Raw genomic sequence first — 25,134 nt, forward strand, 5'->3', positions numbered from 1 at the left:
CCGTCTGTTGTTTAAATTCATCATTATACCTTTGCCGCTGTTCACCCAAAATGAACACCTCCTGATAAGATTATTATCCTCATCTCCTAACGAGGTGTCTACTTTTTATTCTAGTTTCAAACCTACAGTTATTTTTCACAAAATATCCTGATTTCATTAACTAGATGGAAAAACTCCAGCTAATTCGGACAATTCAAACGTATCTTGCTAAAAGGAGGAGAACTAACTGTAGGAAATACAGTTAGTTCTTCAAACACGCCTAAAGCGAGGGAATTAGATGGAGTTTTTCTATTTAAATGGATAAAAAAGAAACATCCTTTTTAGTGAAAGCGCATACAAGTACAACCCTCGCAAGTTCAGCTATTAGATGCCTGCACCTTAGACCCCACACCCTAGACTCCCAGCGACACGATAAGCACTTCTCGCAATCCAAATTAAAAGGAGATATGTGACTTGAGGAAAAAGAATCGATTAATCGCTTTTATGATGGCTGTATGCATAGTGGCAGCGATGCTGCCGACTGCAGCTCTGGCTGCAGATCCACCAGCAGGGATGATCAACATTCCCAACACGAGTGCATGGAAGGGAAGCGTCTTTGGTGATATCGGTGGCAATCCGTCGACAGTAAATTTTGGGATTACGGAGAATGTGGATAAATCGGTTGCTATCACTAGTGCTAAAGTGGCTACTGGCAATAAGGGGAAAATCTCTAGCAGTAGTGAAGGAATGGCTTACTATTTTCGAGAAGTGGATGCAAATGATAATTTCGAGCTTTCCGCAACAGCCAAAGTGGATGCTTGGACATCTACTGCGGATGCACAACAATCATTTGGTATTATGCTGAGAAAAGATATTCTTATGAACGAAAACCAAGGAGCAACAACGCCTCCAGCATTAAAAGCATACACCGGAGAATATATTGCTGTTGGTGCTATTGACCAAAAAATGAAGGGTTTCTATAAAAACGGTAATCCTTTAACTCAAGTAAGAACAGGATATGAATTCAATACGGCGAGTGTCCCCAATGTAGGGGTGAGCTATGCACTGAGCCTTAAAAAGTCGGGGAATGTGTATCTACTGAAAATTGGTAATCAAACTCAGGTGATTGACAGAATTGCTGGGGGTTTTGCATATGCAGGACTTTATGTTGCGAGAAATACGGCGGTTACCTTCAGCGATGTAACCTTCACTAAGGACACAAGAGCCCCTATTAGTCTAAAAGTGGATGCTGATTCCATGAAAAAAGATTATTACGTAAGTGATGACCTTGATCTGACAGGATTGAAAGTCACGGCAGTATATGAGGGGAACGTTGAGAAAGAGTTATCGACGAGCGATTATATTGTCTCTGGATTTAATAATACGAAAGCGGAAGCGAGTTCGATTACTGTGAATTTCAATGGGAAGACGGCATCTATTCCGTTAACCTTTCAGCCTTTAATCGTAACCGGAATGGACATTAAATATCTCCCTGCCAAGACGGAATATTACCCTGGTGAAGTCTTTGACTCCCAAGGTCTAACCGTGTTAGGTCAATACAATTACGGTAGTCATTGGGTCGAATTGGCAAGTAGTCAATATGCATTCTCTATTTTTCCAGAAGCTGATGTAACCGTAACGAATGCAACCTATAAATTCGTAACAGCTGGCACAAAGATGGTAAAAGTGACATCGACAGTCACTTCATCTACCTATACTACGCTTAATGTTTCGGTTAACAATGCGCAATTGACAGGTCTAGAAGTTAGAGAGTTGCCACGAAAGACGGAATACTTTGTCGGCGACAAATTCGTTCAAGACGGCGTAGTTGTGTATGCAAAGTACAATGATAATAAGGAAGTTAAGCTTTTGAAAAGCGAATATGCCATTACACCTGCCGATATGAGTACAGCGGGTACGAAAACAGTACAGGTTTCTACGATTAAAGGAATGGCGACAGCTTCATTTCCGATTACTGTTTTGCCACAACAAATGATTGGCAGCCAAGTAACGAAATATCCCAGAACGACATATGCGATTGGTGAAGACTTTGATCGAGCAGGTATGGTTGTATCGGCGGTTTACAGCAGTAAGTTAGAGGAACTGCCAGATGCCCAGTATACGGTCGATACTAACGCTTTCGATAAAACGATGCCAGGTGTATACGATATCGCTATCGTTCCTAATAATGCGGCAATCCCTCAGACGATCCTTAAAGTAACCGTAGTTGAAAATAAAACGTATGCGTGGAAATCGATTCGTTTTGGACAATCCACATCGAATACGAATAATAAAGTAACGGTCAACGAAGATGGGTCGGTTAAGCTTGAGGCGCTGGAGGGTGGCGGTAAAGTGACCGGCGACCATGACGGCATCACTTTCTACTACACGGAGTTGGATGCAAGGAAGGATAACTTTGAATTGTCGGCAAATATCAAAGTTGAAGCCTATGCCAAGGAGCCGCAGGATGGTCAAGAATCTTTCGGGATTATGGCTAGAGATGCTATAGGTACGCAAGGTGATTCCACTGTTTTTGCATCCAATATTGCAGCGATTGGTGGTTACAGCGGTGGAACGACTTTGCCGAACGGTACGCAGTTGTTCGTGAGAACGGGTGTTACCACGCCAGATGGCGCAGGCAGTAAAGGCATTCAAAGCAGTATGCTTAGTTCGGTCAGACCTGCTGCGAGCAATACGGCAACGAATTACAAGCTCACGCTAATCAAAACGAACAGCGGATTCACAGGTAGATTAAATGACGGGACAAGTGCCGAAATTTATGCGCCGGATATCATGACAATTCAAGATGGCGATAACATGTATGTAGGCTTCTACACCGCTCGGCTTGCAACGATTACGATAAGTGGTATGGAGCTGAAAGTTACCTCTGCGAATACCGATACACCTATGCAAGCACCAGTTCCACAGCCTGTCGTGCCTGATGTTAACTTTGTAGGTCTAACACGCACTTCTGTAACTGCGTATACGTTAGGCTTGATGTCCAATGTGAACGGGAAAGTTACGATCAAACAAGGACCCAACATCTTCGAACAAGATGCAATTATGGAAGCGGGTAAGCTTGTAACTCTTAACAGAACGGTTACTGCGAATACCTATACGAACTTTACTGCAACTTTCGTGCCTGACGATACGCAGTATCTGACTACCTATACTAAAATTGTCAAAAATCAAACGGTCGATATGAAAACCTATGTGGATAACGGTGACATCTATGTATCCTCAACAGCGACTAGTGGGGGAAATGGTACCATCGATAGCCCGCTTGATTTGGACACCGCGATTGATTATGTCCGGGCCGGTCAGAAAATCATCCTGCAGGATGGTCGATATGTACGCAACGCCAAATTGGAAATCAAGAAAGGCAATGACGGCAGCGCTGATGCGATGAAATATTTGGTTGCGGCGCCAGGTGCTAAGCCAATTATTGATTTTGACAAAAGATCCGAAGGTGTTGTGCTAAGCGGCAATTACTGGCATGTGCAAGGTATTGATTTTACCCGTTCGGCAGCAAATACCAAGGGCTTTACGGTTGGTGGAAGCAACAACATCGTGGAAAGCAGCAGATTTTATGACAATGGAGATACGGGTCTCCAAATCAGCCGCACAGACTTAACAGAGTCTAACAAAGCGTTGTGGCCATCCAATAATCTCATTCTGAATTGTGAATCTTTTGATAATGTGGATCCCTCGAATAACAATGCGGATGGTTTCGCTGCCAAATTAACGTCGGGCACTGGCAACATTTTCAGAGGCGATATTGCCCATAACAATATTGATGATGGTTGGGATTTATACACGAAAGCAGGTACAGGTGCTATTGGCCCTGTTCTCATTGAAGACAGTATTGCGTATAACAATGGTACCTTAACGAATAACCGTGTAGGTGATGGTGATAAAAACGGATTTAAACTGGGTGGCGAAGGCATTCGTGTCAACCATGTCATCCGTAACAGCATGGCATTTGGCAACGGTGCGTATGGATTTACGAATAATAGCAACCCAGGGGTCATAGCTGAAAACAATATTGGCTTTAACAATGCAAGAGGGAACTTATACTTCCAACCGTATGCAGATAAACCTTCTTACTTCAGCATAAATGGATTTGTGTCGTATCAGAAGGATTATTTAACGAAAGATAGTTATCCAACAGAATTAAGAGCTGACAATAACTTTATGTTTAATGGGACAGTCTCAGCTAATAAATCAGGGGTATCCCTTTCAAATGCCAACTTCGTAAGTTTGACAGCCTCATTGCCATATCAAAGAAATGCAGAAGGTAACATAATCAGAGGAAGCTTCCTTCAATTTATTGCACCTCAAGCTTCGACTGGCAGCTCACCTGGGGGTTCTGGGGGTGCAGCACCAGTTGAACCGACAATTATAGATGGCGGCGTGCAAGTATCAATCAATCCGGTGAATCAGACGATTAACGGGAAAATCATTGCGGTCGTTACGGTGGATAGTGGTACATTAGGCAAAGCATTTGATGCACTTAAGTCCAATGGTTCGGATAAGCAGAAGATTTTGATTGATGTAAATAGCACAGAAGTGGCTGCTCAAGTTCAGGTTGATGCTAACGCCTTATCGTCGGGCCTGAAAGATGCAGCAGATACCGTGTTATCCATTAAAAGTAATGAGGTGACTTACGATCTCCCTGCCAAATCGTTGGATCTTGCGAATATTGCGGATGCGCTTGGTACTGATGTAAGTAACGTAAAAATTAACATCACGATCGAAAAAGTATCGGGCCCTACGGCCGAACTGATTAACGCTAAGGCGAAACAAGCGGGACTAACACTGCTTTCTGGTGCCGTTGATTTCACTATTACCGCGGAAGGTAATGGGAAGATTGTAAAGGTAGACAATTTTGGGAATACGTACGTGCCAAGAACGATGACCTTGGTTAAAACAGTAGATTCCAATCAACTAACTGCGGTATTGTTCAACCCGGAAACTGGGGAGATGTCTTTCGTTCCGGCGATTGTAACAACCGTAAATGGCAAAGCAGAAGTCACGATTAAGCGTAATGGTAATAGCATCTACGCGGTTGCTCAATCTTCGAAGACTTTCGATGACGTAAAAGGACACTGGGCGAAGAATGAGATCGAATTGTTGGCTTCCAAATTGGTGATCAAGGGTACTTCGGATACTGCTTTTGAACCTAACAATCACATTACACGTGCCGAATTTGCAGCCCTTCTGGTTCGATCGCTTGGCCTAAACGAAGAGGGGGCAACGCGTTTCACGGATGTACCTGCAAACAGTTGGTTTGCGGGGACGGCAGGTGCATCGGCTAAAGCTGGATTAATTGAGGGCTTTGAAGATGGCACCTTCAGGCCAAATGAGCGCATCACGAGAGAGCAGATGGCCGTCATGATTACGCGAGCGATGACATTTGTCGGTAAATCAGCTGTTGTTGACCTCAAGCAATTAGACAAATTTACGGATAGCAAGAGCTTGAGTGCATGGTCCAAAGACGCCGTAGCTGAGGCGGTAAGTGCTGGAATTGTTAATGGTGTAAGCGCAACGGAGTTTGTCCCGGCAGCGCCTGCGACAAGAGCGGAAGCTGCGGTCATGCTGAAGCGATTCTTACAATTTGTTGCATTTATTAATTAATAGGTTGTTGAAGGACGTCCTGCTCAGGGCGTCCTTTTTCCTGCTTCCACATAGATTTCCATAATTAAGGAAGCTCGTAAGTGACGAAATATGCTAAAATAAGCTTCATATACATGGGAGTTTACTAGAGATCATCAGGGGGAAACGTCTATGAAACGATTACTAGCTGTTAGCGATATCCACGGCTGTGCGGATGAATTTAAGGAATTACTAGATAAAGCAAAGTTTAACGCGGAAGAGGACCAACTTATTTTGCTAGGAGATTATGTAGACCGGGGACCGGCGAGTCGGGAGACTGTGGAGCATGTGATGTTCCTGGTGCGTGAGAAGGGTGCAATCGCACTCAAAGGGAATCATGATCAGCGCTTTTTGGAAGTGATGGCCGGGACCGACGACTTGACGGAAATGAAGTTTTTTGAGCATGGCGGCATACAGACGTTCCAAAGCTTTAGCGGAGTTAGGGACTTTGATTTGAAAACAGCAAAAGAGCGTATTCGGGCGAACTGCAGTGAGCATCTGGAATTTTTACGTGAGCTGCCGCTTTATTACGAGAATGACACGCATATTTTTGTACATGCCGGGCTGAATCCTGCTTATGTAGATTGGAAAACACAGCCGGAGCGGGACTTTATTTGGATTCGTGCGCCATTTGTGCAGCAGAAAACCGTTGTGAAGAAGATTGTTGTGTTCGGACATACGACGACGAAGGATATTCATGGGAAGGCAGAAGTGTGGTTTGATACGGATAAAATCGGAATCGATGGCGGTTGTGCCTACGGTCTGCAGCTGAATCTCCTTGAAATTAAGGGGAAGAATCAATACAAAACATATTCCGTTGCTTCCAAAGGAAGTTGGAAATAGGGAGCAAGAAATATCAAGAAGCGTAGTTCCGAATGGCGTAAACTGAGATTATGAAGTTGAAGGGGGCAGACGATGGATACCAACTATGAGACGCGGATTCAGATGACGCTGGATCATATTGAGGAGCATCTGTCGGGTCCGCTTTCTGTTGAATGCTTAGCCGAGGTCGCCTGTTTCTCCGCCTTTCATTTTCATCGCGTCTTTCAAACCATGGTGGGGGACGCGGTGATGGAATATGTTCGCAAGAGAAGATTGGCGAGAGCGGCATATCAAATCGCATATACCGAGCAGAAGTTGATCGATATTGCCCTCGACAATGGCTTTCAGTCCCCGGAAAATTTCACGCGGGCATTCAAAAAGGTGTTTGAACGTACCCCGCTTGCCTATCGCAAGCAAGGCATACGACCGCCTAACTATCCCAGAGTGAATGTGCTGGATCGGAAATTTAATCCCTATTTAGGAGGAATACGTATGAACTACGCTTTGAAAACGAAACCTAGTTTCAAATTAATTGGTTATGAATTGAAGACTTCTTGCAAAGAGGGACAGAATCACCGCGATATCCCGTTGTTCTGGCAGAAATATATGCAAGAAGGGTTAGGGCAACATATTCCGAATCGTGTTCACACAGGTGTACCCGTTGAAATTGGAGTTTGTGCGGATTTTGACTTGGAGAGCGGGGATTTGACCTACATTATCGGGATGGAGGCAACGAGCTTTGAGGACGTTCCGGCGAATATGGTATGCCGCGAGTTTCCGGAGGCGAATTACGCTGTATTCACGACACCGAAGGTGAAGCAGGAGCAGTTTGTGGCATCCATTCAAAGTACGTGGCAGACGATTTTCACGGAATGGTTTCCGCATTCAGGGTACGAGCACGCGGGGAGTGCCGAGTTTGAATATTATGATGAGCGCTGTCATTCGAACCTGCATGAGCTTGTGGAGATGGATATTTATATTCCGATCAAGGCGAAGTTGGCTGAATAAATAAACGAAGTGCAAGCTGTAATAATTAACGAATCAATTGTCACGCAAATGACATCTGAATTTCATGTCCTTTTAAGGTTCGGAACCTATAATGAAATTCGACCCCCTTTTAAATATATATATATGTAAGACCCGCAGCCCGTTGCTGTGGGTCTCTTTTTTTTGTATGAATCTTGGCTCGCACAACCAACCGAATGAGCTACCGCTTAACCCCATGACCGTTCTTGGCTGCGGGAGCTTCTGATAACGACGATTAGCGCCATCATGAGGAAGATCAAGGGCAGTACTGAAGTCCGCATCCCCTCGTGGGAGCGAATATGGGTCAGCATTGCGCTCGCCATAATCATGGCGATAACACCTCCGGAGAGCAGTGCAATCCGCGGGTGCCATAGGCCGAGGATCAGCCCTACACCAGCTGCAAGTTCGACGGCTCCGACGATGTACATGAACCCTACACTGTACCCGTAGGTTGATGTGAAGACTTCCATTTGCAGCTCATGGGTAGACAGTTTCAAAATCCCAAACATGACAAACGCTGCTGCCAATAAGATTTGAATGATGCGAGTCGTCCATGTCAATGCTTGAGCACCTCTGTTAGTTGAAATTGGTTATGTTAGCATGTGCAACATAACCAATTTCATGCGGCACGCTATCCACGCAGCGCCGATTAGAAAGAAACGGCCAAATAGCTCAGTGATCCCACCTCGTAGCTGCGGTGGATGATCTGGACTGGCCGCTCAGGATCACCGCTCCCCATCGCGATGTAGAGAGGAATGAAATGCTCAGGGCGCGGCACGGCCATCTTCGCATTTGGGGCTTCTGCGGCGTAGTTGAACAACGCCTCCAGGTTCTTAGCTTGCATATTCGCAGCAAGCCAATCATCAAAAGCGACCGCCCAAGCGTCCGGCTCGGTTGCGTCCCAGTTTAACGCGCGCAGGTTATGCACGGTTGCGCCGCTGCCAATGATCAGGATGTCTTCCTGATCCAGACCACGCAGGGCTTCGCCGATTCGGTACTGTTCGGCAGGAGGCAAATACGGATTCACTGAAATTTGAACGACGGGAACTTCAGGTGTAGGGAACATCCTCAGCAGCGGTACCCATGAGCCGTGGTCTAGACCGCGTGTGTGATCGAGCTGAACAGGAATACCCTTCGCTTGAAAGCGCTCCGCGATCGATTGTGCCAGGGTGGAATCCCCTTTGGCTGGGTATTTTAATTGAAAAAGCTCGTCAGGAAAGCCGCGGAAATCATAGATGGTTTCATATACATCATTCGTGGAGGAAATGGTAAGTACTTCGGTTTCCCAATGCGCGGTGAAAATAACGATGGCTTTGGGTGATAGCTTTTTACCGTACTCGAGTAGAAATTGCGTACAAGCGGTATCCTGCAATGCCATCATAGGTGAACCGTGGCCAACAAAAATCGGTGAAATCATGATAAACATCTCCTTATTTATAGTTAATATACTTAAGTATATTTAATTACTTTATGTAACTAATGATACGCCTTTGTTTTCTCTCCGTCAAGTAAGTTAATTACTTTTTGTAAGTTTATTTTGGTGGAGGTTTAAGGGAATAGGGGATAGGTGAAAGAGGGGGTTAGGTGAGGGAGGAGGAGTAGGATGAAAGTGAAGTGAAGTGAAGTGAAGTGGAGTGTAAGTGAAGTGAAGGTTATTAGTGTGGATAATAGTTAGGGCGAGAGTTGGGAAGTGAAGTGGGTGAGAAGTAGAGTAGAGTAGAGTAGATTGTGCGGGATCCCAACCCCGACCTCAAGTGAGATCCAGTAGAAGAAACGTTCGCCGAGTAAAGTTGAGTAAATAACTGGATTTTCTCCAGCTAATTTGTTGGGGAAATACCTTTTTTAATGAATAACTGGATTTCCTACAGCTAGTTCCTTCGATTTTTGGTCACTATCCCGAATTCCCCTGAATTAACTACATAAATTCCATCTATTTGGAGAATTAAGGTGAAAACACCCTAATTAAATGGAGTTTTTCCATCTATTTGATTCTCATGGTGCACCGTATTTCGGTGAGGGCGCCTCTCGATACATTGCAGCCTGTCGCCCCGGCCCATGGCAGTCAGCGCAGTCATCACAGCCCATCCCGCCCGGTCTGTCGTATCCGCCCACCGCAATCGGCCCATAGCCACCACTGCTCCTCGCAACCAATCACGCAGCCTATCGCAAATCTCCAGGCCCGCAACGCAAAAGAGCCTCCCGATATGGAAGACTCTTCGCGCAATTCATCTATTACTCTGGATCCACCACTTCAAGTGGGGTGAATTTGAGCTCGGCTGCATCATCATCCTGCTCAACGAAACGTTTGAGCACATTAAGTTTATTTTCCCAATAGCGCTCGTAGTAGGAAAGCCAGCGTTTGAGCTCCATCAGCGGCTCAGCCTCTAATCGGTAACGGGTCTCGCGGCCGACTTTACGTTCTTTTACTAAGCCGGCCTCGGCGAGAATACGAAGATGCTTCGATACCGCTGTACGGCTCATGGGGAAATGGCTTGAGATGACCGTGACAGGCATTTCCTGATCACCCAGAAGCTGCAACAGATGTCGTCGCGTGGGGTCGGCAATTGCCTGGAAGACGTCATGCTTTTGTGCGGGAATAGCCATCTTAAGCCTCGATGTAAGCAGAGAGCCTTTGGACGATGCCTGCCCAGCCTTGTGACATGGTATCGCGAACCGTATCATGCGGTTGACCGAATTCGGTAACTTTGTCGATATCCCAACCGCCATGGGTGAGGGTGAACTCCGTTTTACCTTCTAGATCGGACAGTTCAAAGGTCAGAAACCAGTCTTTCCCCCAAGAAAAGCTTAAACGATTCGGGGGATCTAATTCAGTAACTTTACAGGGGGATTTCCCGAAAGGGCCAGCTTCCAAATGAAATTCATAGCCGAGCTCCGGCATGAAATTGTTCGGCATGAACCATACGGCGATGCCTTCAGAAGTCGCTACCGCATTCCACACTTTTTGAATCGGTGCATTAAAAATAAGTGTTTGCTTAATATCGGGCAGGGTTTGCATTTTATTTTCCATAGTAATAGGCCTCCAATGGCAGTATTGTTATTTGCTTTTTACCTTACCTGTGGTTTAAAGCACATCAACCTAGTTTTCCCGCGAAATCACTTCTCCATCGGATACGCTAAAGCGAAACCATTTGGTTACATATACTATTATATGAAACCATTTGGTTTCGTGTCAAGATGCGCGACCTAGCGCAACTTTTGGGCAAAATGGAATATTTTAAGCGTAACTGCTCAGAATAATGGAAAGCTCTAGCTGGAGGGGATCGTGCATGGCCATATGGGATCGTTTATTGTTTTCCTTCCCGCGGCAAGTAGATAAAGAGCCTAAACGATTTGAGATACCTGCGTTAACTGAGCCTGCCAATGCGGATGAGTCTATATCATTAGCTCATATTCTGGAACAATTCGAGGATTGTATTGATGTGTTTCATCGAAACATACCTAGCATCCAAGTTGATATTATATATATTCCCCATATGATTGATCACACGCAATTGTCTCGGGAAGTTATGGATCCATTAGCGAATGTGCAAACTGATGATTTAAGCCATATTTTGGAACAGTCACAATTTGAACAATCAGATGATGCTAAGGAAATTGTCATTGGAATACTGTCTGGACAAGTGGCTATTTTTCATAATGAAAAAGTCTACCTATTTTTTGTTTATGGCCCAGAAGCCAGGAGTGTGCAGCAATCTGAAACCGAGACCGTTATTACAGGACCACATGATGCGTTCACTGAAACCGCGGGTACGAACCTTTCGTTAGTGCGAAGACGGGTGAAAAGCTCACATTTGAAGGTGGTCAAGCTAGAAGTCGGTGAAGTTACCAAAACCGCCGTTTTTGTCCTTTATATCAAAGGCATTGCGAATATGGAACTGGTTGATGAATTTGTTCGGCGTATTCGTGGAATTGAAATTGATGCGGTCTATGATGGTAACATGTTTTCTCAGTATATTGATGATTATCCGTACTCCTTATTCCCGCAATTCCTAATTACAGAGCGTCCGGACACGGCTGTTTCCAAATTGGTGGGAGGCCGCATTTTGGCAATTGTAGATGGAAGTCCGGCAGCGGTGAGCGCTCCGACGGCTTTCTTCGACTTCTTCTCTTCAGCGGATGACTATTATCAGAGATGGTCGATCGGGACCGCTACAAGGATGCTTCGGTTTATCGCTTTCTTGATAACCATTACGTTTACTGCCATCTATGTATCTGTGACTACGTATCATTATGAGATGATTCCTGAGGCGTTGATTTTAACGTTGAGAGAATCACGAAGTAAGGTGCCATTTCCTCCAGTCATCGAAGCGATGTTGATGGAGGTTACGATAGAACTACTGCGAGAAGCAGGGGCACGATTGCCGACCAAAATCGGACAAACCATCGGTATCGTTGGTGGTATTGTTATCGGTCAAGCAGCTGTTCAAGCAGGTCTGACGAGTAACATTCTCATTATTGCAGTGGCTTCATCGGCGATTTCCTCTTTTGTCATTCCGAGCTATGTGATGAGTGCCTCGATTCGTCTTATCCGTTTTGGTTTGATTTTGTTGGCGGGTGTATGGGGGAATTTCGGTCTGATGGCAGGTATCGGTTATATTGTCATCCATTTATGTGGATTAACCAGCTTGGGGACTTCCTATTTATCACCTTTTGCACCTACTAAATGGAGCGATTGGAAAGATGTTTTCATTCGGAGTCCTTTTTCCATGTTGACAGCGAGGCCAAATCAAGTGAAGACGACCAATTCGAAGAAGAATAAAATGAGAAAATAAGGATGATCCGTGCGTGAATGAGAAGTTGAACGGGTTCCAAATCTTCATTTTGATTCATATGATACAAGTCGGGGTGGGGATCTTTGCTTTACCCCGTATTGCAGCTGAATATTTTGGTTATAACGGTTGGCTCATGTTAGTTGTTGTCGCTGCAGTAGTTGCGTTCAATATATATCTAATTTGGATTGTATGGAAGATGGGAAACGGTGCTGATATATTCACTATTTTTGAAAGCTACCTGCCCAAGTGGATTGTGTATCCATTGTATGCCATTGTCGGGTTTACTTGGTCATTTACGGCTAGTTTGGTTGCTAAGGAATATGTTCTTATTTTTCAAGTTACGGCATTTCCAACAGCTAACCCGATGACTTTCATGTTTGTTATTAGCCTACTTGCGTATTTACTGCTCATTAAAGGTTTTTATACGATTGTGAAGGCGAGTACCGTATTTTTCTTTTTGATATTGTGGATGCTGCCATTGGAAATTCCATTTTTCAATGATTTGCAGTTATCGCGATATACATTCTATATATTTCAAGAGGGGAAGGAGCACTGGAAGGGGATTTTTAATCTATACGGTTCTTATTTGGGGTATGAGCTCTGTATGTTTTTGTTCCCGTATGTTCAGCAGAAAGTGCGATTTTTTACAAGCGTACAGCTAGCTAATGCAGTTAGCTTTCTAATTTATGTAAGTGTGTGCCTAGTTTGCTTCGGATTCTACAGCTTGCAACAGTTGAAATTAATTATGTTTCCTTGTATTGATTTACTTGCGTATATTAAATTTCCGTTTATCGAACGAGCGGAGAATATCCTGTTTAGCTTTCTTGTCTTTCGGGTTCTCATTACAATTGTTATGTATCATTGGGTAGCGAGTTTATGTATGCAGCGAATTTTCACCAAGAGTAAGTTTACACGGATCACGTTCTATCTGATGGTAATCACTTTTCTCCTTTCGTTCATTCCGAGTGTGTTGGATGAAGTTGGTAAATGGTTGTTTATTTGTACGTATTTTACGATCGCTTATTCCTTTGTCCTGCCGATTTGCTTAATTGGTATTCTTTCTATTCAAAGGTGGCGAAAACAGCTTGCATAAGACGCGGTTTCAATGGCTGATTACTGGTATGCTACTGATGACGATGACCGGCTGTGGGAATGATCAGCGGATCTTAGAGAAGATTGGACTAACCCATACCACAGCTTTTGATTTAATGCCTGGGGACATGCTCAAGGTGACGAATAGTATACCTCTAGCTGTGGACGAGGGCCGAAGGCCAAGAGAAGTCTTAACGACCATTTCCGATAGTAGCAAGGGTGCGAAAGTAGATCTCTCTAGGCAGACTCAATTGGTTTTAGTTAGTGGACAAATGCGTAATATTATGTTCGGAACGACACTAGCTCAGCGGGGATTTTGGGATGATATCGATACACTTGTGAGGGATCCTTCCGTTTCACCACGTGTCAAAGTGACCGTCGTAGATGGAAATGCCCATGACTTATTAGTCAAAAAGTACAGCAATTACTTACGAACAGCACAGTATATTGATCGAATGATGGAATCTGAAATGAGGTTCCAAAGCATTCCAAAGATTACTTTATATGAGTTCACTAGAGATTACTACGATGATGGCATAGACCCTGTTGCTCCGATCATTAAAGACATTGGAGACCATGTGAAGGTAAATGGTATTGCTTTATTTCAAGATGATCGTTATCTAATGAAGATTGATGACCAGGAAACGATTTTTTTCTCCATGTTAAGCAAAAATTTCAAATTGGGCTCATTACCCATGCGTCTAAGTGAAGAGGGAGAAAAGAAAGAGTTTGTGTTGTTCGATTCGTTGGTTAGCAAGCGACAGGTTCACGCGGCGCGCGCGGGAGAAAGCTCGTTCAAAGTTGATTTCGAGATATCAGTCAGCGGTGTTATTTTGGAGTACATGGGAGATTTGAAAATTAGTAAGGAAGAAGATCGGCATGCACTGGAGGCCAAAATAGGTGAGAAAATCACCTCGCACATGGAGACCATCGTGAAAGATATGCAGAAGCATAATGTGGATAGTCTCGGGCTGGGCAACGCGATTAAGCTTATCGTTCCTTATAAGGAATGGAAAGCGATGGACTGGCGTGAGGTGTACCCCGAGGTAGAGGTTCATTGTCAAGCGAAAGTAAAGATCAAGCATTACGGGAAGTTTCAGTGAGTTCAAAGTAGGTAGAAACGTAATGATAATTGAATTTGGAGGTTGAATTTGATAGGGTAGAGGTCAGAGAATATAGCTAGGATAAAGGAGTTATGGGGAAAATGATACGATTCGCAGTTATTGGTACGAACTGGATCACCGAGGAATTCATTCATGCAGCACTCGAAACAGGAGAGTTTGAACTGACTGCTGTTTACTCCCGCACGGAAGAAATGGCTGCAGAATTCGCAGCGAAATTTGATGTGGCCCATCAATTTACAGACTTAACGGCATTTGCGCAAAGCGACGCATTCGATGCTGTCTATATTGCGAGTCCTAACTCGTTGCACGCGGAGTATGCTGTTCATTGCATGAAGCATGGGAAGCATGTCATTTGCGAAAAGCCCGCGGCTTCCAATAGTGCGGAGCTTGCGGCGATGATTGAAACGGCACGCAGCCATCAGGTTGTGTTCATGGAAGCGTTGAAATCGACGCTGATGCCTAATTTTAAAGTCGTACAAGAGAATTTACATAAGCTTGGGAAAGTAAGACGTTATTTTGCGAGCTATTGCCAGTATTCATCCAGATATGACGCCTACAAGCAGGGGACTGTGCTGAATGCGTTCAATCCTGTATTTTCAAATGGATCGATGATGGATTTGGGTGTGTATTGTATTTATCCATTGGTTGTGTTGTTCGGTGCGCCTGAGCGGGTACAAGCGAGTGCGGTGATGCTGGAATCCGGCGTAGATGGCGAGGGTAGCTTGTTGCTAAGCTACAAAGAAATGGATGCTGTGATTCAGCACTCCAAAATCGCTAGCTCCTACCTGCCTGCTGAAATTCAGGGCGAACTGGCGACCATGGTTATCGATAAGATTAACCAACCAGAGAAAGTGCAAATTCGGTACCGCGACGGTTCGGTAGAGGATTTGACGCGTGAGCAGAGCGTAAGAACGATGCGCTACGAGGCGGAAGAGTTTAGCCGGCTGATTAAGGCGGGCGAGTTGGAGTCTCCGACGAATTCACATGCGAATTCCAGTGCAGCGATGGCGATTATGGATGAGGCGCGGAGACAGATCGGGTTAGTTTTCCCGGCGGATCGGAAGTAACTTGGTTAGGATGAACCAAGTGAAGCTGAGCCGAACCGAGCGAACTGAACCCAACCGAGCAGAGCGAGTTGGGCCAAACGGTGCCAAGCGAGCTGAGAGCGGAGCCAAGCGAAACGAAGCCAATTCAAGCCCAAATCGGCCTCTCTCACCAACTGGCTGGGCGCGGCGCGATTAACTGGAAAAACTACAGCTATTTCCATGATTTTCGACTGAAAATCAGAAATAGCTGGAAATAATGTAGTTAATTCCGCGCGTCAGGTCCATTTTGCGGGAAATACTCGGAATTAGCTGGAGGTTTTACAGTTAATGTTCGAAAGAGCTGAATATGTGGGGAAATAGCTGGAGTTTTTCCAGCTATTTTTTGCGTTGTGTTGCGGAGAGGCAGTGATTAGCTAGTTGGAGATGGGAATGGAGTTGAGAGGTAACGATGTGGGGGCGAGTTAGGGATGGAGGTAATAAGGTGGGAGTGAAGTAGACATGAGGGTAGGGATGGAGGTAATAAGGTGGAGTAGTGAAGTAGACAAGAAGGTAGAGTTAGAGGTTGAAACATGAAGCAATGAATTGTGCGATAAGGTTAAGTGGGGTGTAGTGTGAAGTAGTAGTGAACCCCTACATAAGAATAGAAGAACCTGATGAAATCCTCAGGTTCTTCTTGTTGTGCGTTAATTTAAGTGAGTAGACCGTGCAGCGCGCATGCTGACTGCGGTATCTTTGGTTTGAGCGGTACGCTTTTGAACGAGATGGTACACCACCCCAATCAATAGCCACGTTACGCCCATCCATAACGCGTCCTTATCCAACAATGATAGTAGATAGCCGATGAATCCGGCGCCTAGCAACGGAAGCGCCAGATACAAGATTGTTTGCTTCGGCGAGCGTTGGCGTTCTTTCAAATACTTTTGAGCAATGACAGATATATTGACGAAGAAGAAGGCGGTAAGGGCACCGAAATTGACGAATTTCACCGCGTTATCTAAGGAGATCACGAGTGCGAGCAACGAGACGACGCTAACGATCACAATGTTGAAAACCGGTGTGTTGAACTTCGGATGTAGAAACGCAAACACTCGCTTCGGCAGCACGTTATCTCGACCTAGCACGAACAGGAGGCGTGACACGCTTGTAACGGACGATAATCCTTGTGTGAAGATGGCAAGAATTAAAACAGTGAGGAATACGGAGCTCAATGCGGCGCCGCCTACCATTTTTACAATTTCAAAGCCTGCAGAATCCATATGAACAAAAGTTAAATGCGGATACACGAGTTGCGTTAGGAAAGAGGGCACTAAGTATAGAACGCTAGCTGTAATGATAATGATCATAATGGCACGCGGAATGGTCTTCTCGGAATTGACTGTTTCTTCGGCCATTGTTGTCACCGTATCAAAGCCTAAGAAAGAGAAGCATATAATGGAGGCACCGACGAGAATGGTGGAGAAAGGCACATCCGTTTGTAGAAAAGGCTGTAGTGGGTGAATCTCACCAACACCAGATAAGTTGCGGAATAGGAAGAAACAGAACACAGCGATAAAAATAATTTGAATCCAGACGAACAATTTACTGATATTTGCAGAGAATTTAATGCCAATGATATTGATGAAACCGAGGACGATGTTAAGTCCAATGATCCACACATATGCAGGAATGGATGGGAACTGCGCATGCAGATAGATGCCGAAGGTTAGGCAAGCGATGATAGGGGAGAAGAAATAGTCCAAGAGCAAGACCCAGCCTACGAGAAATCCTAGATAGGGATGGATGCTTTTTTTGGTGTAGGTGTAGGCGGAACCTGAAGTGGGAAATACCTTCGACATCACACCATAGCTGTACGCGGTGAAGAAAATAGCGATAAAGGCGAGCAGATAGGCTTGTGTTAACATGCCATGCGCATTCTCATAGGCGATCCCATAGATGGAGAAATAAATCATAGGGGTCATCCAAGCGAGTCCCATATAAACAACTTGGTACAAGCTTAGGGATTTACGTAGTGTGCCTTCAGTGGTCATAGCGATAACACTCCCTCATCAGTGATTAATGTGAACACAGAAGAGATTTGTATGCAAAAAAGCCAAGGCGATATCTAGGTTACAGATATCTCCCGGGCTTTTATCCCTCCGTGAACACAGTGTTTAGCTGTGCGTCTCCTCTTGGTCCAGTCCGGGAATTAGGTTGCCCGCGGAACCCTAGAAAACTTTGTATGTAATGTTTCGTGACTTTTATGTAAGGTGGTTAACCATTTTATTTATGATGTTAGATATTTGTCGTTTGTGTAAGTTAATATAACACATAATTAGGGTTGTGAGAAGTATTTTACGTATATTAACTAAAATAACTTGAAGTTATTGACATGAATCATCGTCGATGTTATGTTTAATAACACAAACGAATACGATTGTTTACTAGGGTTCCGCCGGTAACATGCCGGGCTGGTCCGAGAGTAAACCACTCTTGTGAAAGAGTGCCACGGAAGGATAAAAACCTGGGAGATATCACCAAGACAATGGGTCTTGTGATGTCTCCCTTTTTGTTTAAGCAAAAAGCGAAGGAGAGCGATAGCATGGGGAACATTTGGAGCAAGGACATCGGGCCAGGGGATAAGTGGTCAGGAACGATTGGCAAAGGGAAGTTGATTCGATTGACTGCACTGGAAGCAGGTGCGAATGTGTCAATCCAGTTCTACCACGCGAAAGATCTGACGGAGCGTTACAATATGCCGGACACGCTCAAAGCACAGCATACCGCTCATTTAACTCGCGGCAATGTGCTGATGAGTGATAACGGCCGTGCGATGGTGAGTATCGTGGAAGACAGCTTAGGGTGGCATGATCCACTTAGCGGATACACAAGCCGAGCGGCAACAGATGCCAAGTACGGAACGACGAATTATCAAGAGCTACGTAATGATTGGCTGCGGAGCGGTCAAGAGAATTTCGCGGTTGAGCTGGTTCGCAACGGCTTGAGTATGCGGGATATGATGCCGGTGGTGAATCTATTTTCCAAAGTGATTGTGAATGACAACGGGGATATGCGGCTCAGCTTAGAACACTGTCAAGCAGGGGCGACGGTCACTCTGAGAACAGAGTTAGATACTTTAGTCGTTCTGTCCAACACGCCGAACCCACTTGATCCAAGAGCGAGTTATCCATCTGTGCCTGTCAAAATCGAAGTGCTCGCAGCATCACCCGTCAATGAAGACGATTATTGCTTGAATTATCGCCCGGAGAATCGCCGAGCTTTTGAAAATACATGGGAATATCACACACTGTTAGGTTCTTAGTAGAAACGATTAACAGGAGGAGGAACGAAAATGGCCGTTTTTAATCGAGTAGAAAGCCCTCGTTTAGTGGAGGATGCGATATATAGTGAAGTGGTTCAAGCAGGGGATGGCTGGATGCGTGTCCTGAAGCCAGGACAAGTGATGCGGATCGTGGATCTGGAGGGCAATCAGGCTGCAGACACATTGTTCTATGATGCGGAGAATCCCGAGGATCACTACAGTGCAGTGGCGACGATCACAGGACAAAGCAATATCTACTTGAGCACAGGTTCCATCTTAAGAGCCGAGTCAGGCAAGGCATTGCTTACAATCGTAGCTGACACCTGCGGACGTCATGATACCGTCGGCGGGTCCTGCTCGGCACAAAGCAATACTGTGCGTTACTCGCACGATAAGCTGTCGATGCACAACTGTCGTGATACATTCATGCTCCAGCTAGCTGGGCAAGACGGTGTATATACGAAGCGCGATCTAGCGCCAAATATTAATTTCTTCATGAATGTACCCGTGACACCGGATGGCAGCTTGAAATTCGATGACGGCGTATCAGCCCCTGGCTGCTATGTCGAAATGCAGTCCATTGGCAGCACCATGGCACTGATCAGCAATTGTCCGCAGCTTAATAATCCATGTAATGCTTATAACCCGACACCGATACAGGTGCTTATCTGGGATAAATAACCGAAATAAACAGCTACCCCGTGCAATTAGGACGAGTGTGTTTATGGAGAAATATAGCCAATTTATGATGTGAAACATATACGTTCTACTATTTGAACATAAATGCGAAGGAGTGGTTACGATGTTTACGAAAGTGCTAATTGCGAACCGTGGAGCCATCGCTGTACGTATCGAGCGTACATTGCGCAAACTGGGAGTTCAATCGGTGGCTGTCTATACAGCGGCAGATCAAGATAGTTTACATGTAGATGGAGCCGATGAAGCTGTACTGATCGGTGAGGGGCCAGCGAAGTCGAGTTACTTGAATACAGAGCTGATTCTCCAAACAGCGCTCGAAACCGGTGCGCAAGCGATCCATCCCGGGTATGGCTTCTTGAGTGAGAATGCGGATTTCGCTCGTGCTTGTCGCGAGCATGGCATTGTATTCATCGGACCGACTCCGGAACAAATGGAGATGTTCGGACTCAAGCATTCCGCGCGTGAGATTGCTGAAAGAGCAGGTGTTCCGATGCTGCCAGGTACTCCGTTAATCACGGAGCTGGAGGAAGCATTAACAGAAGCAAAACGCATTGGCTATCCTGTTATTCTAAAAAGTACAGCAGGCGGCGGCGGTATCGGCATGCGCGTATGTGCAGATGAAGCCACGCTGAGCTCTGCCTACGATGGCGTACGCCATTTGGCCGAAACGAATTTCAAAAACGGAGGCATGTTCCTCGAGAAATATATTGCCCGTGCTCGTCACGTTGAAGTACAGATTTTCGGCAACTCCTTAGGCGAGGTCGTAACTCTAGGGGAACGTGATTGCTCCATCCAACGTCGTAATCAGAAGGTCATTGAAGAGAGCCCAGCTCCGAACCTGTCGGACGAAGTACGTGAGGCGATGTTCGCTTCGGCGAAACGTTTGGCAGCAGAAGTAGGTTACCGCAGTGCTGGAACCGTTGAGTATCTCTACGATCCAGAAACGTGTGAGTTTTACTTCTTGGAAGTGAACACTCGCCTTCAAGTGGAGCATGGTGTGACAGAAGAAGTACTCGGCATTGATCTCGTGGAGTGGATGGTGCGCGAAGCGGCACTTGAGTTGAACGATTTAGGGTCGCTGATCCGCAAACCCGAAGGCCATAGTATCCAAGCGCGGATTTACGCGGAGGATTGCCTTCAGCAGTTCCGTCCGAGTGCAGGGCAGTTGGATCGCGCTGTTTTCTCTAATGAAGCACGTAATGAGACATGGGTTCGCGATGGTCTAACTGTAACGACACTCTATGACCCGATGCTGGCTAAAATCATTGTCCATGGCAAAGACCGCTTAGACGCGATCCATAAATTAGTAGAAGCTCTCGCTGAAACGCGCATGTACGGATTAACGACAAATTTGCAGTATGTACGTGCGCTTCTGCAAGAAGAAGCTTGCCTCACGGGTAATGTTTACACGCAATTATTGAATACGTTTGAGCCTACAGAACGTGCTCTTGAAGTCGTCGATGGCGGTATTCAAACAACCGTGCAAGACTTCCCAGGCCGAATTCGCCATTGGGATGTCGGTGTACCGCCTTGTGGGCCAATGGATCCACTGTCGTTCCGTATCGGGAACAAGCTGCTTGGCAATGCCGACGATGCACCTGGTCTTGAAATGACCCTGCGTGGCGGCTCCTACAAGTTCCGCAGCGATATGTGGTTCTGCATAACTGGTGCGGATATGCAAGCTGAGCTCGATGGGGAAACGGTTGCTACGTATCGACCTGTCCATGCCACGCAAGGGCAAGTGCTGAGCTTTGGCGAAGCCAAAGAGGGCATGCGCACGTATTTATTGATCGGCGGCGGACTCGATATGCCGAAGCTTCTAGGCAGCTCGTCCACGTTTACGTTGGGCGGCTTCGGGGGGCACGGCGGACGTGCACTTCGTACGGGCGATGTGCTTGGGGTCAATGAAGGCGGAGAGAACCGTGTGCAAGACGTTTACGAATTAGCCCAGGATCATCGCCCTGGCATGACACGCGAGTGGACGATTGGGGTCGTTCCTGGACCGCATTGTACAGGTGAGTTTTTGCGGACGGAGTATCTGGATCAACTGACAGAAACGAGCTGGGAAGTGCATTTTAACTCCTCTCGAACGGGCGTTCGTTTGAAAGGGCCTGCTCCGCTATGGACACGTGAAGATGGCGGTGAAGCGGGACTTCACCCTTCGAATATTCATGATAATGCCTACGCGATCGGTACGCTGGATTTGACCGGTGATATGCCGATTCTGCTTGGACCAGATGGACCGAGTCTTGGCGGTTTCGTATGTCCGGTGACGACAGCGTCGGCTGAATTCTGGAAGCTAGGTCAGCTGCACCCTGGTGACTCGATCCGTTTTCACCTGCTGACGCTTCCTGAAGCCGAGGCACTGCGTGATCTGCAAGAGAGCAACTTGCGTGCGATTGGCGAGGGGCATTTTGACCAACTAGTACATGTGCAATTGCCTGTTGTGAATGAGGAGATTACGCCGGAATATCCGCGACTTTTTCATGAAGTAGAGAACCGTCGCTTCCCAATCACGATCCGCTGCTGTGGGGATCAAAACTTGCTCGTCGAATACGGTGAGCTTGAGCTGGATTTGCTGCTTCGCTTCCAAGTGCAGGCTTTGATGCAGGCGATTGTGGAAAGTGGTTCGATTCCCGTGTTGGATCTGACGCCGGGGATTCGCTCCTTGCAAATTCATATTGACCCGTCGCAAATCACAGTAACGGAGGCATGCCGTAAGGTCGTCGAGATTGATGCTGCTCTCCCTCCTTTGGAACAGTTCCGAGTGCCTTCCCGTATTGTGCGCTTGCCATTGTCATGGGATGATCCAGCAACGCAGCTTGCGATCGAACGGTATCAACAAGGGGTGCGCCCGGATGCGCCTTGGTGCCCGAGCAACTTAGAATTCATTCAACGAATTAATGGATTAGACACCATAGATGAAGTGAAGAAAATCGTATATGAAGCGAACTACCTCGTACTGGGGTTAGGGGATGTGTACTTAGGGGCTCCTGTGGCAACACCGGTTGATCCTCGTCATCGTCTCGTCACAACGAAATATAACCCTGCTCGTACATGGACACCAGAAAATGCCGTCGGTATCGGCGGTGCCTACATGTGTGTGTATGGGATGGAAGGCCCAGGTGGATATCAATTCGTAGGACGCACCATTCAAATGTGGAATCGTCTGCGCTCAACGGAGAGTTTTCAGGCGGGTAAGCCTTGGTTGTTGAGATTTTTTGATCAAATCCAGTTCTACGAAGTAAGTGCGGAAGAGCTGCTGCAATTGCGTGAGGACTTCCCTCGCGGCCGTTATGAGGCTGACATTCAAGAGACGACGTTTGATTTAGGTGAATATCTACAATTTTTAAGCTCTATAGAAGAAACAACGGATACGTTCCGTATCCAGCAGCGTGAAGCGTTCAATGAAGAACGCGAGAGTTGGAAAGCGAAAGGGTTAGCTGAATATGTCTCCGAGCAGGAGACAGGTGATGTTGCACCAGAAGATGAGTTGCCAGCAGGAACAGTTGCGGTTCGTGGTATTATGCCAGGAAGTGTTTGGAAAGTGTTGGTATCCCCAGGGGAACAAGTGAAGAAGGGCGACCAACTGGCGATCCTCGAAAGTATGAAAATGGAGTTCCCGCAGCACGCGCCTTGTGATGGTTATGTTTCCATGATTGGCGTTAAGCCGGGTGATCAGGTGCATGCCGGACAATTAATTCTAGGTATTGCACAATCTGCGTAAGGGAGAGGTGAAGGAGCTATGGGAGAGCGAATAGACGGAGAACGAATTAGTAGTGATGAGTTGGAAAAAGAATTGACCCTATCTTACTTGCGTGAAAAGTATGAAGCGGGCGCATTATCGCCGCAGGAAGTCATGGCGATCATTGTAGAGCGTTCCATCGCAGATGCTGACATGAACATTTGGATTACGCCGCCGACGATGGATGCGATTCAGCCGTATTTGGACCGGTTGACATCTCTCTCGCTGGCGGATGCACCGCTGTGGGGGATTCCCTTCGCGATCAAAGATAACATTGATCTCGCTGGTATTCCGACGACGGCAGCTTGCGCAGAATATGCGTTTACGCCGGATGAGGATGCGGGTGTCGTGGAGAGATTGATTGCGGCTGGCGCCATTCCTGTAGGCAAAACCAATCTCGATCAGTTCGCTACAGGCTTAGTTGGCGCTCGCAGTCCTTACGGGGACGCGCATAACGCCTTGCGTCCTGAACTGATCAGCGGCGGCTCCAGCTCCGGCTCGGCCGTTAGTGTAGCCCGTGGCCAAGTGGTTTTCTCACTTGGCACAGATACAGCGGGCTCCGGCCGTGTGCCGGCCGCGCTGAATCGCCTAGTCGGCTATAAGTCGAGTCTCGGCGCATGGCCGACCAAAGGGGTCGTGCCAGCCTGTGCGAGCCTCGACTGTGTCACGGTCTTCGCGCATTCTCTAGCGGATGCGCTTGTTGTAGACAGCGTGGTTCGAGGCGTCCACGCGGAAGATCCATGGTCCCGCAACGTGGTGCGCAAGCCGGCGGGACTGCCTTCTCGCGTGTTATTGCCAAGTGGCGAGCTTGGCTTCTATGGGCCTTACGCTGCGGAGTATCGTGCAGCGTGGCTGCAGGCTGTTGAGCAGGTGCGTGAGGTTAGTCTGCGTGAAGGTATTTTGATTGAAGAGGTAGATGTTGAATTATTCGCCCAAGCTGCGGCGATCTTATATGAAGGTCCTTGGGTGGCTGAACGTTGGGCAGATATTGGGCCGTTTATTGAAGCGAATCCTGGCGTAGCTTATCCCGTGACGGAGAAGATATTACGCTCGGGCGCAGCTGCTGAGTATGATGCGGCATCTGTATTTATTGCCATGCATAAGCTTCAACAGTATAAGCTGGAAGCTCGAAAGCTGCTTCAGGATGCTGTGCTTGTGATGCCAACCTGTGGTGGCACGTGGACGCGCGAGCAAGTTCTTGCCGACCCGATCAGCACGAATCGCGATATGGGTCGCTATACGAACCATTGCAACCTGCTGGATCTGTGCGCAGTGGCTGTGCCTGCGGGCGATGCAACACCGGAGACGCCTTTTGGGATTACCCTCTTCGCGGTGGCGGAAGAGGAGGGGCTGATTTGTGGGGCGGCGGAGTTGTTCATCGCTGGCGCTGAGCAAGATGTGGCGAAGGCGGAGGTTGCTGCGGGTGCAAGTGCAAGTGCAAGTACAAGTGAGGATAGCGCCACCGCTGCGCAAACGACGCTCGTTGCGGTTTGCGGGCTGCACATGCGTGGCTACCCGCTGGAGAAACAGATGCAAGGCTGCGGAGCGCGGTTCATCCGGGAGGATGAATCCGCGGCGAAGTACAGCCTTGTGAAGCTGCCGACATCCCCTGCGAAGCCGGGGATGATCAAGCAACAGCAGGGTGGCGCAGCCATCCTGCTGGAGATTTGGGAGATGCCGCTCGAGGCATTCGGGGGCTTTGCGGCAGCGATCCCGGCTCCGCTCGGGATCGGCAAGGTTGAGCTCCGGGACGGCACGGAAGTCCCGGGCTTCGTTTGTGAGGCTTACGCGGCTGAAGGCGCGGAAGATGTGACGGCGTTGCGTAGTTGGCGCAACGTGGTGCCTTTGTAGAGAG

General features: G+C 46.9%; 18 protein-coding genes and 2 riboswitches. Of the genes, 12 read left to right on the forward strand and 6 right to left on the reverse strand.

Features of this window, described 5'->3' with window-relative positions:
• Positions 1-453: 453 nt before the first annotated feature.
• The 3 genes from HQN88_RS36340 to HQN88_RS36350 all read left to right on the forward strand — a co-directional run bounded on the left by HQN88_RS36340 (position 454) and on the right by HQN88_RS36350 (position 7,464).
• Positions 454-5,616: an S-layer homology domain-containing protein gene (locus HQN88_RS36340; RefSeq protein ID WP_216855933.1), complete on the forward strand. Its 5,163-nt coding sequence runs from the start codon at positions 454-456 to the stop codon at positions 5,614-5,616.
• Positions 5,617-5,766: 150 nt separating this feature from the next.
• Positions 5,767-6,477: a metallophosphoesterase family protein gene (locus HQN88_RS36345; RefSeq protein WP_173121363.1), complete on the forward strand. Its 711-nt coding sequence runs from the start codon at positions 5,767-5,769 to the stop codon at positions 6,475-6,477.
• 72 nt (positions 6,478-6,549) lie between these two features.
• Entirely contained in the window at positions 6,550-7,464 is a 915-nt protein-coding gene (locus tag HQN88_RS36350; protein WP_173121365.1) for an AraC family transcriptional regulator, read from the forward strand.
• 206 nt (positions 7,465-7,670) lie between these two features.
• On the opposite strand, the gene HQN88_RS36355 is transcribed toward HQN88_RS36350, so the two are convergent.
• The 5 genes from HQN88_RS36355 to HQN88_RS36375 all read right to left on the reverse strand — a co-directional run bounded on the left by HQN88_RS36355 (position 7,671) and on the right by HQN88_RS36375 (position 10,510).
• On the reverse strand, positions 7,671-8,042 hold the full coding sequence (locus tag HQN88_RS36355) for a DoxX family protein (RefSeq protein WP_173121367.1): 372 nt from the start codon (positions 8,040-8,042) through the stop codon (positions 7,671-7,673).
• Between the two features lie 89 nt (positions 8,043-8,131).
• A complete protein-coding gene (locus HQN88_RS36360; protein ID WP_173121369.1) occupies positions 8,132-8,899 on the reverse strand; it encodes a DODA-type extradiol aromatic ring-opening family dioxygenase in 768 nt (255 codons plus the stop codon).
• A gap of 541 nt (positions 8,900-9,440) precedes the next feature.
• Entirely contained in the window at positions 9,441-9,608 is a 168-nt protein-coding gene (locus HQN88_RS36365; protein WP_173121371.1) for a hypothetical protein, read from the reverse strand.
• 106 nt (positions 9,609-9,714) lie between these two features.
• Positions 9,715-10,086, reverse strand: a complete 372-nt coding sequence (locus HQN88_RS36370; RefSeq protein ID WP_173121373.1) for an ArsR/SmtB family transcription factor — start codon at positions 10,084-10,086, stop codon at positions 9,715-9,717.
• A gap of 1 nt (position 10,087) precedes the next feature.
• Positions 10,088-10,510 carry an SRPBCC family protein gene (locus HQN88_RS36375; RefSeq protein ID WP_173121375.1) on the reverse strand — a complete coding sequence of 141 codons (423 nt, stop codon included), beginning with the start codon at positions 10,508-10,510 and terminating at the stop codon, positions 10,088-10,090.
• A 259-nt stretch (positions 10,511-10,769) separates the two neighbouring features.
• Between HQN88_RS36375 and HQN88_RS36380 the strand changes: the two genes are divergently transcribed.
• The 5 genes from HQN88_RS36380 (at position 10,770) to HQN88_RS36400 (ending at position 15,733) form a co-directional block, all read left to right on the forward strand.
• Positions 10,770-12,275 (forward strand): spore germination protein, encoded by a 1,506-nt coding sequence (locus HQN88_RS36380; RefSeq protein WP_173121377.1) that lies wholly within the window; start codon positions 10,770-10,772, stop codon positions 12,273-12,275.
• A gap of 13 nt (positions 12,276-12,288) precedes the next feature.
• Positions 12,289-13,368 carry a GerAB/ArcD/ProY family transporter gene (locus tag HQN88_RS36385; RefSeq protein ID WP_173121379.1) on the forward strand — a complete coding sequence of 360 codons (1,080 nt, stop codon included), beginning with the start codon at positions 12,289-12,291 and terminating at the stop codon, positions 13,366-13,368.
• Positions 13,361-14,470 (forward strand): Ger(x)C family spore germination protein, encoded by a 1,110-nt coding sequence (locus HQN88_RS36390; RefSeq protein ID WP_173121381.1) that lies wholly within the window; start codon positions 13,361-13,363, stop codon positions 14,468-14,470. The genes HQN88_RS36385 and HQN88_RS36390 overlap by 8 nt, the downstream gene beginning before the upstream one ends.
• Before the next feature lie 101 nt (positions 14,471-14,571).
• Positions 14,572-15,558, forward strand: coding sequence for a Gfo/Idh/MocA family protein (locus HQN88_RS36395; protein ID WP_173121383.1), 987 nt, complete (start codon positions 14,572-14,574; stop codon positions 15,556-15,558).
• A gap of 19 nt (positions 15,559-15,577) precedes the next feature.
• Entirely contained in the window at positions 15,578-15,733 is a 156-nt protein-coding gene (locus HQN88_RS36400; RefSeq protein WP_173121385.1) for a hypothetical protein, read from the forward strand.
• Between the two features lie 487 nt (positions 15,734-16,220).
• On the opposite strand, the gene HQN88_RS36405 is transcribed toward HQN88_RS36400, so the two are convergent.
• Positions 16,221-17,564: an APC family permease gene (locus tag HQN88_RS36405; RefSeq protein WP_173121387.1), complete on the reverse strand. Its 1,344-nt coding sequence runs from the start codon at positions 17,562-17,564 to the stop codon at positions 16,221-16,223.
• 87 nt (positions 17,565-17,651) lie between these two features.
• Positions 17,652-17,756, reverse strand: a riboswitch (guanidine-I (ykkC/yxkD leader).
• 190 nt (positions 17,757-17,946) lie between these two features.
• Positions 17,947-18,046: riboswitch (guanidine-I (ykkC/yxkD leader) on the forward strand.
• A 69-nt stretch (positions 18,047-18,115) separates the two neighbouring features.
• On the opposite strand from HQN88_RS36405, the gene HQN88_RS36410 reads away from it, so the two are divergent.
• The 4 genes from HQN88_RS36410 (at position 18,116) to atzF (ending at position 25,130) form a co-directional block, all read left to right on the forward strand.
• Entirely contained in the window at positions 18,116-18,835 is a 720-nt protein-coding gene (locus HQN88_RS36410; RefSeq protein ID WP_173121389.1) for an urea amidolyase associated protein UAAP1, read from the forward strand.
• A 30-nt stretch (positions 18,836-18,865) separates the two neighbouring features.
• Positions 18,866-19,516: an urea amidolyase associated protein UAAP2 gene (locus HQN88_RS36415; protein ID WP_173121391.1), complete on the forward strand. Its 651-nt coding sequence runs from the start codon at positions 18,866-18,868 to the stop codon at positions 19,514-19,516.
• Between the two features lie 121 nt (positions 19,517-19,637).
• Positions 19,638-23,261, forward strand: coding sequence for an urea carboxylase (gene uca, locus HQN88_RS36420; protein WP_173121393.1), 3,624 nt, complete (start codon positions 19,638-19,640; stop codon positions 23,259-23,261).
• Between the two features lie 18 nt (positions 23,262-23,279).
• Positions 23,280-25,130: an allophanate hydrolase gene (gene atzF, locus HQN88_RS36425; protein ID WP_173121394.1), complete on the forward strand. Its 1,851-nt coding sequence runs from the start codon at positions 23,280-23,282 to the stop codon at positions 25,128-25,130.
• The last annotated feature ends 4 nt before the right edge of the window (positions 25,131-25,134 follow it).

It is taken from the genome of Paenibacillus qinlingensis (assembly GCF_013204845.1).
GTDB classification, from domain to species: Bacteria; Bacillota; Bacilli; order Paenibacillales; family NBRC-103111; genus Paenibacillus_E; species Paenibacillus_E qinlingensis.

Bases quoted from the DNA above. Each gene is read 5' to 3' on its own strand.
- HQN88_RS36345 (WP_173121363.1), top strand. From the start codon at position 5,767: ATGAAACGATTACTAGCTGTTAGCGATATCCACGGCTGTGCGGATGAA.
- HQN88_RS36350 (WP_173121365.1), top strand. From the start codon at position 6,550: ATGGATACCAACTATGAGACGCGGATTCAGATGACGCTGGATCATATT.
- HQN88_RS36360 (WP_173121369.1), bottom strand. From the start codon at position 8,899: ATGATTTCACCGATTTTTGTTGGCCACGGTTCACCTATGATGGCATTG.
- HQN88_RS36365 (WP_173121371.1), bottom strand. From the start codon at position 9,608: ATGGGCCGATTGCGGTGGGCGGATACGACAGACCGGGCGGGATGGGCT.
- HQN88_RS36370 (WP_173121373.1), bottom strand. From the start codon at position 10,086: ATGGCTATTCCCGCACAAAAGCATGACGTCTTCCAGGCAATTGCCGAC.
- HQN88_RS36375 (WP_173121375.1), bottom strand. From the start codon at position 10,510: ATGGAAAATAAAATGCAAACCCTGCCCGATATTAAGCAAACACTTATT.
- HQN88_RS36380 (WP_173121377.1), top strand. From the start codon at position 10,770: ATGGCCATATGGGATCGTTTATTGTTTTCCTTCCCGCGGCAAGTAGAT.
- HQN88_RS36395 (WP_173121383.1), top strand. From the start codon at position 14,572: ATGATACGATTCGCAGTTATTGGTACGAACTGGATCACCGAGGAATTC.
- HQN88_RS36405 (WP_173121387.1), bottom strand. From the start codon at position 17,564: ATGACCACTGAAGGCACACTACGTAAATCCCTAAGCTTGTACCAAGTT.
- HQN88_RS36410 (WP_173121389.1), top strand. From the start codon at position 18,116: ATGGGGAACATTTGGAGCAAGGACATCGGGCCAGGGGATAAGTGGTCA.
- HQN88_RS36415 (WP_173121391.1), top strand. From the start codon at position 18,866: ATGGCCGTTTTTAATCGAGTAGAAAGCCCTCGTTTAGTGGAGGATGCG.
- uca (WP_173121393.1), top strand. From the start codon at position 19,638: ATGTTTACGAAAGTGCTAATTGCGAACCGTGGAGCCATCGCTGTACGT.
- atzF (WP_173121394.1), top strand. From the start codon at position 23,280: ATGGGAGAGCGAATAGACGGAGAACGAATTAGTAGTGATGAGTTGGAA.